Annotated in this window: 15 protein-coding genes and 1 pseudogene; 7 read left to right on the top strand and 9 right to left on the bottom strand. The window is 72.6% G+C overall.

What is annotated here, in order from left to right:
• Window positions 1-72: 72 nt before the first annotated feature.
• On the top strand, window positions 73-1,143 hold the full coding sequence (locus RKD23_RS18340) for a hypothetical protein (protein WP_424854648.1): 1,071 nt from the start codon (window positions 73-75) through the stop codon (window positions 1,141-1,143).
• Here the strand turns inward: RKD23_RS18340 and RKD23_RS18335 are convergent.
• Window positions 1,128-3,089, bottom strand: coding sequence for a YncE family protein (locus RKD23_RS18335; protein WP_424854647.1), 1,962 nt, complete (start codon window positions 3,087-3,089; stop codon window positions 1,128-1,130). The genes RKD23_RS18340 and RKD23_RS18335 overlap by 16 nt on opposite strands.
• Window positions 3,090-3,253: 164 nt before the next feature.
• Here RKD23_RS18335 and RKD23_RS18330 point away from each other — a divergent pair, with 164 nt between their 5' ends.
• A complete protein-coding gene (locus RKD23_RS18330) occupies window positions 3,254-4,066 on the top strand; it encodes a mechanosensitive ion channel family protein (RefSeq protein ID WP_424854646.1) in 813 nt (270 codons plus the stop codon).
• Between the two features lies 1 nt (window position 4,067).
• On the opposite strand, the gene RKD23_RS18325 is transcribed toward RKD23_RS18330, so the two are convergent.
• A complete protein-coding gene (locus tag RKD23_RS18325; RefSeq protein ID WP_424854645.1) occupies window positions 4,068-4,388 on the bottom strand; it encodes a DUF6401 family natural product biosynthesis protein in 321 nt (106 codons plus the stop codon).
• Window positions 4,389-4,504: 116 nt separating this feature from the next.
• Between RKD23_RS18325 and RKD23_RS18320 the strand changes: the two genes are divergently transcribed.
• Window positions 4,505-5,353 (top strand): helix-turn-helix domain-containing protein, encoded by an 849-nt coding sequence (locus RKD23_RS18320; protein ID WP_424854644.1) that lies wholly within the window; start codon window positions 4,505-4,507, stop codon window positions 5,351-5,353.
• Window positions 5,313-5,516 (top strand): DUF397 domain-containing protein, encoded by a 204-nt coding sequence (locus RKD23_RS18315; RefSeq protein WP_424854643.1) that lies wholly within the window; start codon window positions 5,313-5,315, stop codon window positions 5,514-5,516. Before RKD23_RS18320 ends, RKD23_RS18315 begins: the two co-directional genes overlap by 41 nt.
• On the opposite strand, the gene RKD23_RS18310 is transcribed toward RKD23_RS18315, so the two are convergent.
• The gene (locus RKD23_RS18310; RefSeq protein WP_424854642.1) at window positions 5,497-6,801 is read right to left on the bottom strand and encodes a M64 family metallopeptidase; all 1,305 of its coding nucleotides are present in this window, start codon (window positions 6,799-6,801) and stop codon (window positions 5,497-5,499) included. The genes RKD23_RS18315 and RKD23_RS18310 overlap by 20 nt on opposite strands.
• Before the next feature lie 108 nt (window positions 6,802-6,909).
• Between RKD23_RS18310 and RKD23_RS18305 the strand changes: the two genes are divergently transcribed.
• Entirely contained in the window at window positions 6,910-8,253 is a 1,344-nt protein-coding gene (locus RKD23_RS18305; protein WP_424854641.1) for a tetratricopeptide repeat protein, read from the top strand.
• Window positions 8,254-8,355: 102 nt separating this feature from the next.
• Window positions 8,356-9,114, top strand: a complete 759-nt coding sequence (locus tag RKD23_RS18300; protein ID WP_424854640.1) for a GAF and ANTAR domain-containing protein — start codon at window positions 8,356-8,358, stop codon at window positions 9,112-9,114.
• Between the two features lie 11 nt (window positions 9,115-9,125).
• Here the strand turns inward: RKD23_RS18300 and RKD23_RS18295 are convergent, their stop codons facing one another.
• The 6 genes and pseudogenes from RKD23_RS18295 to RKD23_RS18270 all read right to left on the bottom strand — a co-directional run bounded on the left by RKD23_RS18295 (window position 9,126) and on the right by RKD23_RS18270 (window position 14,097).
• The gene (locus RKD23_RS18295; protein WP_424854639.1) at window positions 9,126-9,923 is read right to left on the bottom strand and encodes a hypothetical protein; all 798 of its coding nucleotides are present in this window, start codon (window positions 9,921-9,923) and stop codon (window positions 9,126-9,128) included.
• Between the two features lie 107 nt (window positions 9,924-10,030).
• Window positions 10,031-10,558: a Uma2 family endonuclease gene (locus tag RKD23_RS18290; RefSeq protein ID WP_424854638.1), complete on the bottom strand. Its 528-nt coding sequence runs from the start codon at window positions 10,556-10,558 to the stop codon at window positions 10,031-10,033.
• Between the two features lie 55 nt (window positions 10,559-10,613).
• Window positions 10,614-11,291: a hypothetical protein gene (locus RKD23_RS18285; protein WP_424854637.1), complete on the bottom strand. Its 678-nt coding sequence runs from the start codon at window positions 11,289-11,291 to the stop codon at window positions 10,614-10,616.
• 82 nt (window positions 11,292-11,373) lie between these two features.
• Window positions 11,374-12,346 (bottom strand): annotated as a pseudogene (locus RKD23_RS18280) (nucleoside hydrolase).
• 64 nt (window positions 12,347-12,410) lie between these two features.
• Window positions 12,411-13,541 carry an aminopeptidase P family protein gene (locus RKD23_RS18275; RefSeq protein WP_424854636.1) on the bottom strand — a complete coding sequence of 377 codons (1,131 nt, stop codon included), beginning with the start codon at window positions 13,539-13,541 and terminating at the stop codon, window positions 12,411-12,413.
• 70 nt (window positions 13,542-13,611) lie between these two features.
• The gene (locus RKD23_RS18270; protein ID WP_424854635.1) at window positions 13,612-14,097 is read right to left on the bottom strand and encodes a hypothetical protein; all 486 of its coding nucleotides are present in this window, start codon (window positions 14,095-14,097) and stop codon (window positions 13,612-13,614) included.
• 204 nt (window positions 14,098-14,301) lie between these two features.
• Here RKD23_RS18270 and RKD23_RS18265 point away from each other — a divergent pair, with 204 nt between their 5' ends.
• Window positions 14,302-16,614 (top strand): ATP-binding protein, encoded by a 2,313-nt coding sequence (locus tag RKD23_RS18265; RefSeq protein ID WP_424854634.1) that lies wholly within the window; start codon window positions 14,302-14,304, stop codon window positions 16,612-16,614.
• Window positions 16,615-16,745 lie beyond the last annotated feature (131 nt).

The raw sequence follows: 16,745 nt of genomic DNA, 5'->3' as shown, positions 1-16,745 counted from the left end.
GCCTTCCGCAGCGGCACCCGATGGCCACCCGTTACGGTGAGGACGCGGTAGGTGATCGACAGGGGAGGGACCATGCCCGGAACCGTGCTGCTGCTCGCGGCCTCGCCGGTGGGCCGGGGACGGCTGGTGGACGCGGCGGCGGTGCTGCCGGTCCTCGCGGCCGTCGCACCCGCCGTGCTGGCCGGCACCGACACCGCCAACGTCGTCGAACTCGCCGACCCGCTCGACCCGCAGGCCGTGCTGACCCGGCTCCGCGCGGCCGCGGCGGCCCCCGGCCCGCTCACCGTGTTCGTCGCCGGCCAGCTCCAGCTCGACCGCCGCCAGCGCCTGCCCCACCTCGCGCTCGCCCGCACCACTCCGGCGACCGTGCGCTACACCGCCCTGCCCTGGCACTGGTTCCGCGAGGAACTGCGGCTGCGCCCGCCGGGCACCACCACGCTCGTCCTCGACCTGCACACGGACACCGAGACCTGGGAGCAGTTGCGGGGCCGTCCCCTGGACTGCGGCCGCGGTACGGAGGTGTACGGCAGGATCGCGCCGCCGCCCAGGAGACGGAGCGTGGGGCGGCCGTCGTACATGAAGGCCGTGGCGACGGTGCTGCGCAGCGGGCACCGGCCGCCCCTGGAGCGGCTGCACGAGGAGGCGCTCGGCCGGGTGGCCGGGGAGGAGCCCGCCGGCCTGGAGCTGCGCACACCCGCGCCCCTCACCGGGGGCGACCCGCACGCCGCGATCACCGCCGCCGTCCAGGCCGGCCGCCACTCCGACGCCGACGCGCTCGCCGCGCGCTGGGAGGAGGCCGCCGTACGGGCCCACGGGCCCGGGTCCGCCGAGGCCCTGCACTGGACGGAGGTCCGCGCCGACCTGGCGATGCTCGCCGGGGACCCGGTGCGCAGCTGCCGCACCTGGCTGACGGTCGCCGCCGCCCGGCTCGCCGCGGGGCAGGCCCCGGACGCGCCCGAGGTCGAGGCCGCGGTGGACCGCGCCCATCACCAGTGGGGCCGTATCGACGACGAAGCGCGGGCCCGTGAACTCGGGCCCGCGCTCGTGGAACTGCGCTCCAGGGTGCCCGGCCGACGGCAGGGCGCCCTGGAGGACGTGGCTGGGCGGCTGGGCCGCCTGACGTCCGATCAGTTGGTGAAGTAGAGGTACTTCCAGGCGCCGTAGGTCGTGGTGTTCACCCGGTCACCGGCCCCGGGGCCCTCGAGGTACACCGAGCGCGCCCGCAGGCGCCAGCCGGGGTCGTGCGGGCCGAGAAGCTCCACCTTGGAGACACCGGAGGAGTCCAGCTTGAAGTACTCGGTGCCCGCTTCGTACCACGTGCCCTGGTAGTAGATCTCGAGCTCGAGCCTCTGAGACCGGCCCGGGTAGGGCGACATCACCGTCGTGATCAGCGGGTTCCGGGTCTTCTTGAAGAAGTGGTACGTGTGGCCCCACGTGTACTGCTTCTTGTACTGGCCGCTGAGCGCGGTCGAGACCCTCACCCGGGTGCCGACCGTGCTCGTCACCGTGCGCGGCTTGTAGCGCGCGTCACCCGCGAACTTCGCTACGACCTTGGTGTCCCGGCGCAGGTCCAGTACGACCGACAGGTTGCCACTGGAGTTGACCGTGCCGGACTTCACCAGCCGATTGGGCTTGTCCCCGCCGAACGGGTCGGCCCAGATCTCCACCTTGCGGTTCTTGTACGTCGTCCCGAGGTGCGCGGTGAACCGGACGTCGGCGCCGTACGAGTACACCTTGCGGTTGTTGGTCAGGGTCAGCACCGGCGTGGCCCGTGAGACCTGGACGGTGTCCGAGGCGGACGAGGCGGTGTGTTCGGCGTCGCCCGCGTACCGGACCGTGTAGCGGACCTTGCCGCCGGCGGGCGGGACGTCGGTGAAGGAGTACGTGCCGTCCGACCTGACCGTGACCGGCTTGAGAGCCTTGCCGTTCGGGGACTCCACGTCGGTACGGGTGACCGTGAGCTGGGCGCCCGTCGGGAGCTTCACCCTGGAGGTGATCTTGCCCTTGACGGTGAGCTGCTTGGCGCGGGCGGCGGTGGCCGGGGCGTCGACCGTGAGGGCCGTGGTGGCTCGGGTGGGGGTGGTCAGGACGCGCAGGGTGTACACGCCGTTGTAGTTGTGCGACACGGCGAACAGGCGGGAGGCGTCCGGCGCCCAGGCCAGAGCCCCGTCGGCGAGCTCGTCGCTGCCGCTGATGTCGTCGGTGTCCGGGAACTCGTACTCGCGTATGGAGGTGGTGGCGCCCGGCTTGTAGATGTACAGGTCGGGGCTGTACGCCCCGTCGACACCCGCTGCCACCGTCCCGTTCCCGGCGACGGCGACCGCGTTCGGCCAGGTCTCGCTGGCGTAGCTGCCGACGGCGGTGAGATCGGCTGTCCTGAAGACCACGTGGTGGGATGCCGGCCAGGCGCCCGCGGCGATCACCCGCTGTCCGTCGGGGGTGACCTCGAAGTCGGCCAGGTGGTGGACCTCCCCGTCCATGGTGGCCGTACGGGTTGCGGTTCCCGTCGACACGTCGTACGCGACGAGCTTCTGGTCGTCCGGCCTGCCCGCCACGACGGTGTCCGAGCCGGGCGCGGCGTCCACGAGCGGCGCGCCCGACCAGGGGTCCTGGTCGAGGGTGAGCACAGGCTGCTCGCCGGACAGGTCGAGCGAGCCGATGTTGCCCGCGCCGGCGGCGCCGTAGCCGAACCACACCTTGCCGCCGGCCACGGCCACGCTCAGCGGCGCGTCCCCCACGGGCCAGCGGCCGGACTCGGTGCCGGTCACCGTGTCGACGGCGACGACCGCGTCCGCGTCCTTCACGGCCGCGTACAGCGTGCCCGAGTCGGCGGACAGTTCGAGCCCCGTGACGCCCGGCAGGTTTCCCACCTGCTTGACGACCGTCCCCGCGTAGTCCGTGACGACGATCTTGCCGTTCACCGGGTCGCTGACGAAGACCCGCTTGTGGACCCCGTCCACGACGATGTCGCCGGTCGACCTGACCGGCAGGGCGATGGTGGAGTCGGCGGACGCCGGTACGGCGGCGAGCATCGCCGAGCTGAAGAGGACCGCCAGCGTGGTGGCGGTCGTGAGGGTGCGTCTGTGCACGCGGATTCGAACCCCCCGGTACGAAAAGTATGAGAGAGATCGCACAGTAGGTCATGGCACCGACAACCACTCGGATGGGGGTGCACAACGGGCCACCGCCGCGGGTCCGCGATATCCCGGAGGCAGGGGGATGCCCCTGCCTCCGACCGAAGGACGTGCCCGCCATGGCCAACCTCGCCGTCGATTTCACCCAGGGTCTGAACGACGCCTGGTCGAAGATCGCCACGTTCGTGCCGAAACTCGTCGCCTTCCTGGTCATCCTGGCCATCGGCTGGTTCATCTCGAAGATGATCGCCAAGGTGCTGGACCGGGTCCTGAGGAAGGTGGGCTCCGAGCGGCTGTCGGAGCGGGCCGGGACCGAGCGCCTCCTGCGCGACTCCAAGTACGACATGACCGCGATCATCAGCCGGATCGTGTTCTACGCCCTGATGCTGATCACGATCCAGCTCGCACTCGGCGTCTTCGGGCCCAACCCGGTCAGCTCGATGATCAACGGCATCGTCGCCTGGCTGCCCCGCGGCATCGTGGCCGTCGTCCTCGTCGTCGTCGCCATGGCCATCGCCAACGCCGTCCGGTCCATCGTCGCCAGTGCGCTGTCGTCCGTCTCCTACGGCCGTACGGTCGCCACCATGGTCTGGGCCGCCATCGTCGCCCTCGGCGTGATCGCCGCCCTCGGCCAGGCGGGCATCGCCACCGCGATCACCGGGCCGATCCTGTACGCGGTCCTCGCCACGATCGTCGGCGTCGTGGTGGTCGGTGTCGGCGGCGGCATGATCATGCCCATGCGGCAGCGCTGGGAGCGGTGGCTGACCACCGCCGAGCGCGAGACCGCGCAGGCCCGCGGTGGCATGTCCGCCTACCAGGCCGGCCGCGAGGACGCGATGCGCAACCAGCCGGCTCGCGAGCGCACCGACATGGGCATGGACCGCGGCATGGAGGGCCGGCGCGACATGCCGCCCGGCTCCACCGAGATGTGACTCAGTCCTGGGCCTTACGAGGCTCCGGAAGCAGGCCGTGCCGCTTGACCAGCCACGTGATGGCGGTCAGGCGGCACACCGCGTAGTCGTGCCCGACGGGCTCGCGCCAGTCCATCTCGCTCAGCGCGTCCAGAAAGCCGAGCGCGTAGTCCGAGAGGTCCTCGGGGTGCGGCGGCTGAGGGCTGAGGTCGGGCGTCGCCGCACCCAGACGCTCCCTGAGTTCCGCCACGTGCTGGTCCACCGCGGCCGTGAAAGCAGGCTCGAACGCGAACTCCGCGAAGCGGGGCCCGTACGAGGTGCTGATTCTGGCCAGAGGAGACATTCCTCCAAGGTAAGGGGGAGGCAGGTGGGTGCAGAGGGTCTTTTGTCGTGATTTTCGTTACGGCGATTTCCCGGTTTCCGCACACGGGGTGAAATGGCCTCGTTACGCTGGGTTGCATGGTCCATGTGCGCGAACTTGACCCCAATGCCTCTCCCTTGGACTACTTCGGCTACGAGCTGCGCCGCAAACGGGAGGCGGCCGAGCTCACGCAGAAAGAGCTGGGGGGTGTCGTCTTCTGTACGGGCTCCCTGATCGGGCAGATCGAGACCGCGTTGAAGGTACCGACGCGGGAGTTCGCCGAGCGGGTGGATGCCGCGTTGATGACCGACGGGTTCTTCTCGCGGCTGGTGGGGCTGGTGTTGAAGAGCCAGTTGCCGAGCTGGTTCCAGCCGTACGCCGAGATGGAGGCGAAGGCGGCTTACATCTCGACGTACCAGGCCCAGGTCGTCTACGGGCTCTTGCAGACGGAGGAGTACGCACGGGCGCTGCTGGAGACTGGCCTTAAGGGCAACGTCGACGAATCGGTGGCCGCACGAATGGAACGCCAGCGGATTCTTGAGCGGGAGCAACCGCCCTTGGCGCTGGTGGTGTTGGACGAGGCCGTCCTGCACCGTCCGATCGGCAGCCCCGAGATCATGCGCAGGCAGCTCGACCACCTGCTGAGCTTCCGGAACCAGCGCTGGGTCCGGGTCCAGGTGCTCCCCTTCGAAGCCGGTGAACACGCCAGCCTGGCTGGCTCGTTCAACCTTCTCCGCTTCGAGAAGAACCCGGACCTCGTCTACACCGAGGACCTCATCGCGGGCCACATGACGGCCAACCCGGACACCGTCCGGGAAGCCGCCCTCCGTTACGCTTCCGTGCAGGCCTCGGCCCTCTCTCCGAGGGACTCGGCCGCACTGATCGCTCGCGTGATGGAGGAACGCTATGGGGAGCAGCTCGGACCTGACGCGTGCGCAGTGGCGTAAGTCGTCCTACAGCGGCAACACCGGCGGTGATTGCGTCGAGGTCGCCGATCTCCCCTCGGCCATCGCCGTGCGCGACTCCAAGAACCCCGCTCACGGCGTACTGACCCTCACCGCCACCGCCTGGGGCGATTTCCTGAAGGGGCTCAGCGCAGCCACCAAGTAAGCGAATTGGTCGCCGCCGCCCGGGCGCCCGGGTCGCGGAGGGACGTCGAGCCGTCGGAGACCGCCGCCCGGATGGTGTGCGGGCCACGCCCCCGGACGCCCAGTTCCAGCGGCGTGACCGAGAGGTCGTTCGTCGCGCGGTCGACGCGCTTGCCGTCGGCGTACCAGGTCACAGTCGGGGCGGCCAGGCCGTTCACCGGGGCCACGTCGACGGTGAGGCGGGTCGACGGCGTGAGCGGCGCGGTCGTCGGGGTGGAGGACGTCAGCGCGTCCGCGTGGGCGTAGAACCCGGCGATCATCGCCTCACGGCCGACGAGGTTGAACTCGGTGGAGGCGAGGGTGCGCATGATCGAGGTGTCGGTCGGGCGGTAGATGCCCGTCTCGTAGTAGCCGCCGCCCTCGTACGTGCCGATGACCGAGCCCGTGGGGTCCTGCTCGCCCAGCCAGCGGTACCACTTGGCCGTACCGAGGTCCCGGTAGGTCGTGAGGTTGACGGTGGCCGGCTCGGGGTCGGGGTAGGCCCCGTACCCGGCGTACTGGTACTCGTCGGCCAAGTTGCCGATGGAGTGGCCCAGTTCATGGGCGCCGATCAGGTACGAGCGCTCGTTGTCCGATGACATGGTCGCGATGCCCCGGTACGTGGCGTTGTCGGGCGGGGTGTCGAAGGTGTAGCCCGCGCCGCCGTACTTCGTGGAGTTGGCGATGACGAAGACGATGTCCGCCGCCGGGGCCTTGTTCGCGTAGGTGGTGACCGCGTCCGGGTTCACGCAGAGCAGGCGCTCGATGTCGTCGCAGAAGAAGTAGGAGCCGAGGGCCGTGTCGCGGGTGACGTCGGCCGTGGGGTCGCCGGTGACGCCCGAGTCGGCAGAGGGGGCCTCGACCAGCCAGATGTTGAACAGGCCCCGGTAGCTGCGGTACGGCTCGATCGCGAAGATCTCCTCCAGCTTCTCGCGGGCGTCGGCGCTGAAGTCGCCCTGCTGGGGGGCCGTGTAGCCGTCGCCCATGACCACCAGGTCCAGGCGGCCCGAGGTCGGGCCCGTCTGCTGGAACGGGGTGACCGGGGTGGTGGCGATCGGGGCGTGCGGCTGTGTGGGGGCCTTGTTCGTGCGGACGTCCGTGTGGTGGGGGCGGCCCGCCGTGAAGTACTCCACCTCGTGGACGTCGCCCGGATCCCCCGCCGCCTGGGCCGGTACGGCGCTCCCGGCCGCGATCAGTGCCGCTGTCGCGGCGATCCCCGCGCCGAGGGAGGCGATCCAGCGTGTGCGCGTGCAGCTGCGTATGGGCACGGCGACCTCTCGATAGAGAATGGTTAACTGCGCTTAATCGGTCGCTTAAGTTAGGGGCTCTGCCCGGCAAGGCACAAGGGAAGGGCGGGAGTTGGCATGATGAAGTCCATGCCCAAGAGGGACGAGCCCGAGGTCATCGGCAGACGCGTACAGGCGCTGCGGCGTGAGCGGGGGCTGACACAGCGGCAGTTGGCCGAGCCCGTCTACACGCCTGCCTACATCTCCACCCTGGAGGCCGGACGCGTACGGCCCTCCGACGACGCCCTGCGGCATCTCGCCGAGCGGCTGGGCGTCGAGTTCGAGGAGCTGGCCACCGGGCGGCCCGCCCGGCTCGCCACCGACCTGCGGCTGCGGCTCACCGAGGCGCAGCGCACCCTCGCCGTCGGGGAGGCCGAGGAGGCCGCCGCGCTCTACGCCGGGCTGCTGGAGGAGACCGAGGAGCACGGACTCGTCGAGGAACAGGCCGCCGCCCTGCTGGGGCTCGGGGAGTGCGGGCTCGACACCGGGGACATCGCCGCCGCCCGCGAGCACTTCGAGCGGGCCGAGGCCATGCTCGCCGACGCGCCCCTCCCGGCCAGGGTGCCCGCGCTGCGCGGGCGGGCCGTCGCCCACTACCTCGCCGGTGAACTGCGCTACGCCGTCTATCTGTTGGAGTCCACCCTCGACGAGCTCAACCGGGGCGGCCTGCACGATCCGGACGCCCTGCTGCTGCTCTACACCGGGGCCATCGCGCCGTACATGGACATGGGCGCCCACGCCCGCGCCGCGCAGGCCGCCGAGTTCGCCCTCGCGCTGGCCCCGCAGGCCGGCGACCCGGCGCTCGTGGCGCGGATGCACCGGTCCGTCGCGCGGACGCTGCTCGCCGAGGGGCGCATCGCCGAGGCCGACGCCTCGCTCGCCAAGGCCGCCGAGATGTACCGCCAGCTGAAGATCCGCACCGAGCTGGCCAACTGCCACTGGATGCGCGGCTACGTCTGCGCCCAGAACGGCGAGCTGGAGCGCGCCGAGAGCGAGCTGCGCGCCGCCCAGGACATGCTCGCCTCGCAGCGGTCCGCCCTCTACAGCAGCCAGGTCACCGTCGAGCTGGCCGACGTACTGCACCGGCGCGGGAAGTCGCAGGAGGCCTCCGAACTGCTCCAGGACGTGCTCGGGGACCTGTCGTCCGAGCGCGGGGCCGTGCACTCGGCGGCCGCCCACCGGCTGCTCGGGATCATCGCCGAGGACGCCCGCGACACCGAGGCCGCCGAGGAGCACTACGTCCGCGCGCTGAGCCTGCTGGAGCGGGCCGGGGCGGCCGGGGACCTCGCCGACCTGTGCCGGATGCTCGGGGATCTGCTGCGGCGTACCGGCCGGGTGGAGGCCGCCCTGGACGCGTACCGGACCGGGCTCGGGCACCGTACGGCCCCGGGCACCACCACGCTGGGGCCCGCGCCCGCGCAGCCCCCGCTCTGAGCCCGTGGCCGGGCGTCCTCAGGGGGTTTTGTGTGGCATACCCCGGGTAGTCGGAGGGCGCCTGCGAGCGGTGGAACGATCGCCGGGAAGGAGGGCTCTGCCGTGGGTCACAGCGACGAGCGGGACATGGCCAGGGCCCTCGATGCGCTGACCGACGAGGTGCGGCTCGCCGGGCCCGGCGACATGCTGGTCAGGCTGTGCGACGTGGCCGGCGGACTGCTCCGGATGACCTGCGCGAGCGTGCTGCTGAGCGGCGACGGCATGCCGGTGCCGCTGACCGCGACCGACGAGCGGGCCGCGCAGGTGATGGAACTCCAGGCCGACCTCGGCGAGGGGCCCTCGCTGGAGGCCGCGAGCACCGGGACGCCCGTCCTCGCCCCGGATCTGTCGACGGGGCCGGACGCGGAACGCTGGCCCGTGTTCGCGCCCCTCGCCACCACCCTCGGCGTGCAGGCCCTGTACGCACTCCCGCTCGGCTGCGACCCCTACTGCGTCGGCACCCTCGACCTGTGCCGCGACATCCCGGCCGAGCTGTCCGCCCGCGATCTGCGCACCGCCCAGCTGTTGGCCGGGGTGGTGACCGTCGCCCTGACCACCCTGCAGCGCGAGGGTGACTACGGCTACGACGACGAGGGGGTGCCGGAGGCCGGCCGACGGGCGCCGTGGTTCGGGGAGCTGGCCGCCGGGCACGACACCGTCCACCAGGCCGTCGGCATGATCATGGCCCGGCTGCGGATCGCCGCCGACGAGGCACTGGCCCGACTGCGCGCCCACGCCTTCGCCCGCGGCCGCACCCTGCCGGAGGCGGCCCGCGACATCGTGTCCCACCGAGAGCGCTTCGAGCCGGACCTGTCGATGTAGGGGCCTGTCGGTCACACCTGCACGCGTGCCTGGCGGCGGACCTCCGCCAGTCGGCGGGCGCCCAGGTCCACCACCGCGTCGACCGCCTCGGGCGGTACGTCGCCCAGACCGCCGCCGGTCACCGTGAACGCGTCGTCGCCCACGCGTACGGCCGCCGCGAGCAGGGTGAGCGTCACCGGCTCGTCACCCTCCTCGTCCGTCACCGTCACCAGCAGGCCCTGCCGGGCGTCCCCCGCCTCCGGCAGCGGCAGGTCCGAGACCGTCACCTGAAGCGCACGGTCCCGGGCCGCCCTCGCGGTGAACCCGGAGCACGTGTCCGGCAGCGTCGCCAGCCACTCCAGCGCCCGGTCCACCTCCGCCCGGGGCCGCACGGCGACCTGGTGGCGCAGCTGGGCCTCGTCCCAGTCGTCGTCGAGGCCCACCGCCGCACGGCCCGGCGCGCCCAGCAGCTCGTCGGTGTACAGCGCCTCCAGCAGCCGCGCACAGTCCGGCTGCGCCGCCGTCGCCTTCAGATACGCGTCCCGCCAGGTCGCCGCCCCCTGCGTCGGCGCCCACGGCTCCCCCAGATCGGCCCAGCTGACCAGCGCGGCCCGCGCCTGCGCGTCCGTCAGCGCGGCCGGAGCCGTCGGTGAGGGCGGCTGCTTGCTGGGCTTCGCCGGCCGCGTACCGGCGGACGAGGCCGAGCCGGACGGCTCGGCGCTCTCACCCATGACGAGCGCGGAACAGCCACTCGTGGCCAGCAGCGCACCCACACACAACAGCGACACGAGGACGGCGCGAGGGGCGCCGGGGGACACGGGGCGGGTCATCGGGGATGCCTCCGAGGGGACTCACGGCGTAGTGACGTAGACCAACGGCACCACCGCCCCGCACCCACCACCAGCGCGGCGGTCCGTCCGGGTGAGGCCCAGTCCCCTCAGACGTCCCGGGTGGGGAAGGTGCTCGTGTCGATCTCCACGCGCTCGCCGGTCGCCAGCGTGAAGGTGACCGGTTCGCCGTAGGGGATCTCGACGACCCGCCCGTATCCCGAGGCCTGCGGCTCCGACATCAGCGTGACGGCCTTCTTGAACGGGTCGGCGATCAGGTAGTGGTCGATGCCGAAGCGCCCGTACTTGCGGACGTTCCGCACGTAGTCCTTCTCGTCCTCCGGCTCGGAGGGGACCTCGAGCACTGCCAGCACGTCGAGGCACGAGTAGCTGTTCTTACGCCGCTCGGCGTCGAAGCCCACGATCGTCAGGTCGGGAGCCGCGTCGTTCTCGCCGGGAAACGTGATGAGGACGTCCCCGAAGACGCGCTCCCGGACGATCCCCGCAGCCTTGACGGCGTCCTTGACATCGGACACGGTCCAGTCCTGCTCCGGGCTCTGCGGCGTCATGATCACCCTGCCGTCGAAGACCTCGACCTTGTAGCCCTCAGGGACTCCACGCTCGATCAGGTCGCTCATGATGGACACGAGAGGCTCACCTCCTGAGGGCATTATGGCGGGTCGGCGAGGGCGCTCACCTGCCCTCCGCGCGCCCCAGTTCCCGGCTCACCGCCGCCTCGCCCTGGCCCAGCAGGGTCTCCTCCAGGCTCTGGTCGTCGCGGCGGGAGAAGCGTTCGCCGCGGGCGACGTCCTGTTCGGGCAGGACGCGGCCGCACCATTCGCCGCGGCCGGCGACGCCGTCGTCGAAGGGGACGGCGGCGCCCTCGCCGAGGGGGGTCCACCGGCCGGCGTCCCAGCGCAGGGCGAGGAGGTAGGTGTGGCCGGGCTCCAGGCGGGGCGCGTCGCCGGTGGTGAGCTCGGTGCGGTTGCCGGTGGCGCGGTAGGTGGCCCAGCCGGGGGCCGTCAGGCGGAAGTCGCGGCCCATCGCGTGCGCGGGGCGTTCGGCGCTCCACAGGACGCCGTCGGTGCGGAAGGTGACCAGGCGGTCCGTCGCGTAGCGCACCGCGCCGGTCCGGTACTCGCGCCTGTTGGTCTCCTCCTCGGCGGTCGGCGACGCCACCACCACATGGTCGGCGTACGTCACCCAGTTGCGGGCCGTCTGGGACGGCCAGGGGTCGTTGCCGCCGCCGCAGCCCACGACCGTCTCCAGGCCCGGCCGGCCCACCACGACGGCCGCCGCGACCGTCGCGAAGGCGAGTCCGGCCAGGACCGGCCGGCCCGCTTCATGGCGGCTGAAAGGTGTCGCACGCACGTCTGATCCCCCTGCTGCTCCCCCGGCGGCAACGGCGTTGCCCGAGAGGAAGACGATCAAACGGCGCTTCCGGTGGCAGGTCCTAGCGAACGGGGCCCTCGACCGTGTCCAGGTACAGCCTGACGTAGCGGTCCACGTCGACGTCCAGGGCGACGTCGACGAGGGCCTGCTCGCGGCCGCCGCCGTGGATCTCGGCCTCGCCGGGGCCGGGGGCGGCGGTCGACGATGGTCTGGCCGCGGGTCGGCCCGGGAGCGAGGGACACCTCGACCGGCAGCAGCCGGGTGGTCAGGCCCTCCGGGTCGGCGACCGCGCAGACCGCGCCCGCGTCGCCGATGCCGCCCGCCGGGTCGTCGCCGTCCTCGTCGGGCGTGGCCGGGCGGTGGGCCAGCAGGTCGCCCGCCAGCCGCGCCCCGGGCTCCGCGCTCGCGCGCAGCCGCCGTACGGCCGGGCCGGGCACGAGGACCCGCTGGAACACGTCCAGCCCGTACATGGTGATCGGCACGTCCGCGGTGAGCAGCACCGCCGCCGCCTCCGGGTCGTGCCACACATTGAACTCGGCGACCGGTGTGGCGTTGCCGCACGCCACCGCCCCGCCCATGAACACGATCCGCTCGATGTTGCGGGTGACCTCCGGGTGGGTGCGCAGCAGCAGCGCGATGTTCGTCAGCGGCGCGGTGGGGATCAGCGTGACCGGCCGCGGGGAGGCGAGGATCTCGCGGCGCAGCAGCGCCACCGCGTCCAGGTCCACGGGTGTGCGGGCCGGGGCGGGCAGCCCCAGGTCCCCCATCCCGTCCTCGCCGTGCACATGCCGCGCCGACCGCGGCACCTCGACGAGCGGCCGCCCGGCCCCGCGGGCGACGGGGATGTCGGGCGCCCCGGCCTGCTCCAGCACGATCAGGGTGTTGCGGACGACACCGTCCACGTCCGTGTTCCCGGCGACACACGTCACGGCCCGCAGATCGAGCCCCGGGTGGCGCACGGCGAACAGCAGCGCCAGGGCGTCGTCCACCCCCGTGTCGCAGTCGATGATCACCGGAACGGGCTGACCGGTCATGGCAGGGCTCCTTTCACCGGGCCCGGACACGGGGTCCCTCTGACCGGGACCCTACGCCGCACCCTCACTCCACCAGCGCCATCTCCCGGTCCGTGTTGTTCAGCCGGCGGCCGCCGTCCGGGGTGACGGTCACGATGTCCTCGATCCGCACGCCGAAGCGGCCCGGGAGGTAGATGCCGGGTTCGACGGAGAAGCACATGCCGGGGACGAGAGGCTGTTCCTCGCCCTCGACCATGTACGGCGGCTCGTGGGTGGTGACGCCGATGCCGTGGCCGGTGCGGTGGATGAAGTGGTCTCCGTAGCCGGCGTTCTCGATGACCGCGCGGGCCACCCGGTCGATGAGCTGGCAGGGCACTCCCGGACGCACCGCCTCGAACGCCTCCTGCTGCGCCTCGCGGACGATGCCGTGGACCCGGATCTCCTCGCGAGTGGGTTCGCCGACATGGACGGTGCGGGTGGTGTCGGAGCCGTAGCCGTCGAGCAGGCCCCCGAAGTCCAGCACGACCATGTCGCCCTCCTGGATCACCCGGTCGCCCGCCTCGTGGTGCGGGTTGGCGCCGTTGGGGCCCGAGCCGACCACCGTGAAGTCGACCTGCTCATGGCCGTGCTCCAGCAGCAGCCGGGACAGATCCGCCGCGACCTCGAACTCCCTGCGGCCCGCGAACCGCACCGAAAGCAGCTCCTCGTACGTGGCGTCCGCCGCCGCCCCGGCCGCCTCCAGCCGGGCGATCTCGTGCTCGTCCTTCACCGCCCGCAGCATCGGCAGCGAGGTCGTCAGCGCCCGGTACGCCGTCAGCGGCAGCGCCTCCTGCAGGCCCAGCAGATGCAGCGCCCACGCCGCGTCGGACACGCCGTAGCGGCCGCCCGGCCGCAGCAGACCGGCCGCGGCGGCGTACGGGTCCTGGCCGTCGCGCCACTCCGTCATGCGCAGCACGCCCGCGCCGGGCGCGCTCTCGGCGTCGGGCCGCTCCAGCGCGGGCACCAGCAGGCGCGGCTGGGACTCGGGGGCGAGGACGAGCAGGGTGAGACGCTCCGTGAGCGCGGTGGGCTGGTAGCCGCACAGCCACACCATGTCGGGGCCGGGGGTGACGAGCAGCCCGGAGAGCCCCGCGGCGACCGCGTCCTGGGTGGCGCGGCGTATGCGCTCGGCGTAGTCCCGCTCGGTGAACGGCTCCGGCGCCGGTGCCTCGGTCATGGTGTCCGTCCCTGTCCCTGTCCCTGTGCGTGGTCGTCGGCCGTCGGTACGGCCGAACGGGTGAAAACGGCTAGTAGCGCACCGCCCGTGACACCTCCGCGCGGACGTCGGCGTCCAGCTTGCGGTTGCTGCGGGCGGTGGCCGTCTTCTCCTTGCCCGCGGGCACGTCGGAGACGGTCACCACGACGGCGTCCTGGAAGTTGCCGTCCTTGTCCTTGAAGTCGACCTGTACGGCGAAGGACTTGGCGGAGTCGGCGTCGTTCGCCACGGTGACCTCGGCCGTCACGCGGCCGTCGGAGCCGGCGGAGGGTGCGGCGACGGCCACGTCGTCCTTGGCGTCGGTCCCGTTCTTGATCTCGTCGAACTTCCGGCCGGCCTCCGCCGTCGCCGAGGCCCAGGCGTCGGTGGCCCTCGACGCGGCCGACTCCACGGCGGAGGCGGCCTTGCTGACGGTCGAGGCCGGGCTGTCGTCGTCGGAGCAGCCGGTCAGGGCCGCCGTACCGGCGAGCAGGGCCAGGGCCGCGCCCGCCGCCCGGCGCGTGAGGGAACCGTCCATGTCTGTGCCGCCTCCGTGGGGATGCCTCGCTCCCTCCAGTGAAGTTCGGTGCCGCGCCCCGCGCATGCCGGGGCGCCCGGACGGCGCATCCGGCGGCCCCGGAGCCGGCCTCGTGTTCACCCGGGGGCGGGTTCCTCGCGCCATTCACGCTCGGCATCCGGTTGCCTACGCTGTGATGGTCGGATGGAAGGCTACGGGGGTCGCATGGGATTCGGCTTCGGACAGCGGCGGGGCGGTCAGCTACCCGTGGAACTCACCAGCTTCGTCGGCCGGGGCGAGGAACTCGCCCTGATCGACGCGGCGTTGGCGCGCTCCCGGCTGGTGACGCTGGTGGGCCCCGGCGGGGTCGGCAAGAGCCGCACCGCGCTCAGGGCCGCCGCCTCGCGCGCCGGGCGGTACACGGACGGGGTGCGGCTGGTGGAGCTGTCCGCGCTGCACGACCCCGAGCTGATCCCGGCCACGCTCGCGGGCGTGCTGGAACTGCCCGAGCAGTCCGGGATGAGCCCGCTGGACGCGGTCGTGGAGCACCTCAGAAGCCGCCGTCTGCTGCTGGTGCTGGACACCTGTGAGCATCTCGTCGACGGGTGCGCGATGCTCTCCGACATACTGCTGCGCGAGGCGGCCGGGCTGAGCGTGCTCGCCACCAGCAGACAGCCGCTGGACGTGCCCGGCGAGCACTGCGTGCCGATCGCGCCGCTGGCCCGGCAGGACGCCGTCGACCTGTTCGTGCAGCGCGCCGCCGCCGTCACCGGCGGGCTCGCGCCGACCGGCTCCGACCGCGAGCGCACCCTCGCCCTGGTGGACCGGCTCGACGGCATCCCGCTCGCCCTGGAGCTGGCCGCCGTACGGCTGCGGGCGGTGCCGCTGGCCGAGCTGGTCGCCCGGCTGGACCGCCGCTTCGAGGTGCTCACCGGCGGACGGCGCACCTCGCTGACCCGGCACCAGACCCTGCGCACCGCCATCGACTGGTCCCACGACCTGTGCACCCCCCTGGAGCGGCTGCTGTGGGCCCGCCTGTCGGTGTTCGCCGGGTCCTTCACGCTCGCCGCCGCCGAACGCGTCTGCGCGGGCGGCGAACTGGCCGGACCGCGGGTGGTGGAGGCGCTGATCGGGCTGGTCGACAAGTCGGTCGTGCAGCGCATCGGCGAGGACGGCGACCGCTACCGCCTCCTGGACACCATCCGCGAGTACGGCGCCGGCCACCTGGCCCGCACCCCGGACGAGGAGACGGCCGTACGGCAGCGGCACTTCGCCCACTACGAGGAACTCGTCGGCCGCTCCTGGGACGAGCTGCTCACCCCCGCCCAGATCGTCCTGCACCGCACGGTCCGCCAGGAGCTGCCCGATCTGCGGGCCGCCCTGGAGTACGGCCTCGGCGGTGGCGACCGGGCCCCCGAGGCGCTGGAGATGGCCGCACGCCTGGCCCCGTACTGGCGGGCCATGGGCACCCTGTCCGAGGGCCGCTACTGGATCGACAAGGGCCTCGGGCACACCTGCGACGACGGGCCCGAGCGGGCCTGGGGCCTGCTGATGACCGGCGTGTCCGCGGTGTGGACGGCCGACCTGGCGACGGCCCTGGAGTACTTCCCGCAGGCCCACGAGAGCGCACGGCGCTGCGGCGAGGCGCGCGTGGAGCTGTTCGCCGAGGCCTACCTGGGCGCGATGACCGCGATCGGCGGCCAGGTCGAGGAGGGCCTGGCCGCGCTGGAGGACGCCCGGCTGCGGATCGTGGCCTCCGGCGACACGCTCGGCATCGGGGTCGTGCACTACGAAGGGGCCCTGTTACGGGCCGTGTTCGGGGACACGGCCGGTGCGCTGGAGCTGTGCCGGACCGGCCTGGAACTCCTTCAGGGCACCGGGGACCGGCAGTTGTACGCCTCCACGCTGACCGTGCAGGGCATCATCCTGTGGCTGGCCGGACAGTACGAGGAGAGCGAGGACCCGCTGCGGCGCGGCCTGGAGGCCGCGAGCGAGGTCGGCGAGGTGCTGGTGGCGGCACTGGCCTGTCTGGGCCTGGCCTGGCAGGCGGCCCGGCAGGAACGCTGGCCGCGCGCGGCCCGGCTGCTGGGCTACGCCGACAGCGCCCGCCGGCTGTCCGGCGACCCGGTGGCGATGCTGCCGCGCCTGCTGGAGGAGCAGGAGGCCGTCCAGAAGACCGTGCGCGCGGCGCTGGGCGCCGAGGAGTTCGAGCGGTGGCGGCAGGCGGGGGAGCGGATGTCGGGGCTGGAGGTGCTGGAGGAAGTACTGGACGCGGTGCCGGCCGTCAGCGACGGCCCCGACGGCACTCCCGCGATCGTGGCCCGGCCACCCGCCCCCCGCCCCTCACCGGAACGGTCCGTCGACGCCCTCACCCGCCGCGAACGCGAGGTGGCCTCCCTGGTCGCCCAGGGCCTGTCCAACCGGGAGATCGCCGAGCGGCTCGTCATCTCCAAACGCACGGTCGACGCCCATGTCGAGCACATCCTCGCCAAGCTGGGCATCACCTCGCGCACGGAGATCCCGGCGGTGCACACCTAGGTATACGGAGGTACTCCTTCCGGGTGACCGGAGCGGGTCGTACGTCCGCGGGGGGCGGGCGGAATAGGTGTACGGATCTCCGCGCGTCACCGATGCGGCGGGCCGCCCGGCGCGCCAACCTTGGGGACACC

Origin of the sequence: Streptomyces sp. SAI-170, assembly GCF_049739565.1 — a bacterium.
Lineage (GTDB): Bacteria > Actinomycetota > Actinomycetes > Streptomycetales > Streptomycetaceae > Streptomyces.
The sequence above is the reverse complement of the archived record's forward strand: the minus strand, read 5'-3'. Positions and strand labels throughout refer to the sequence as shown.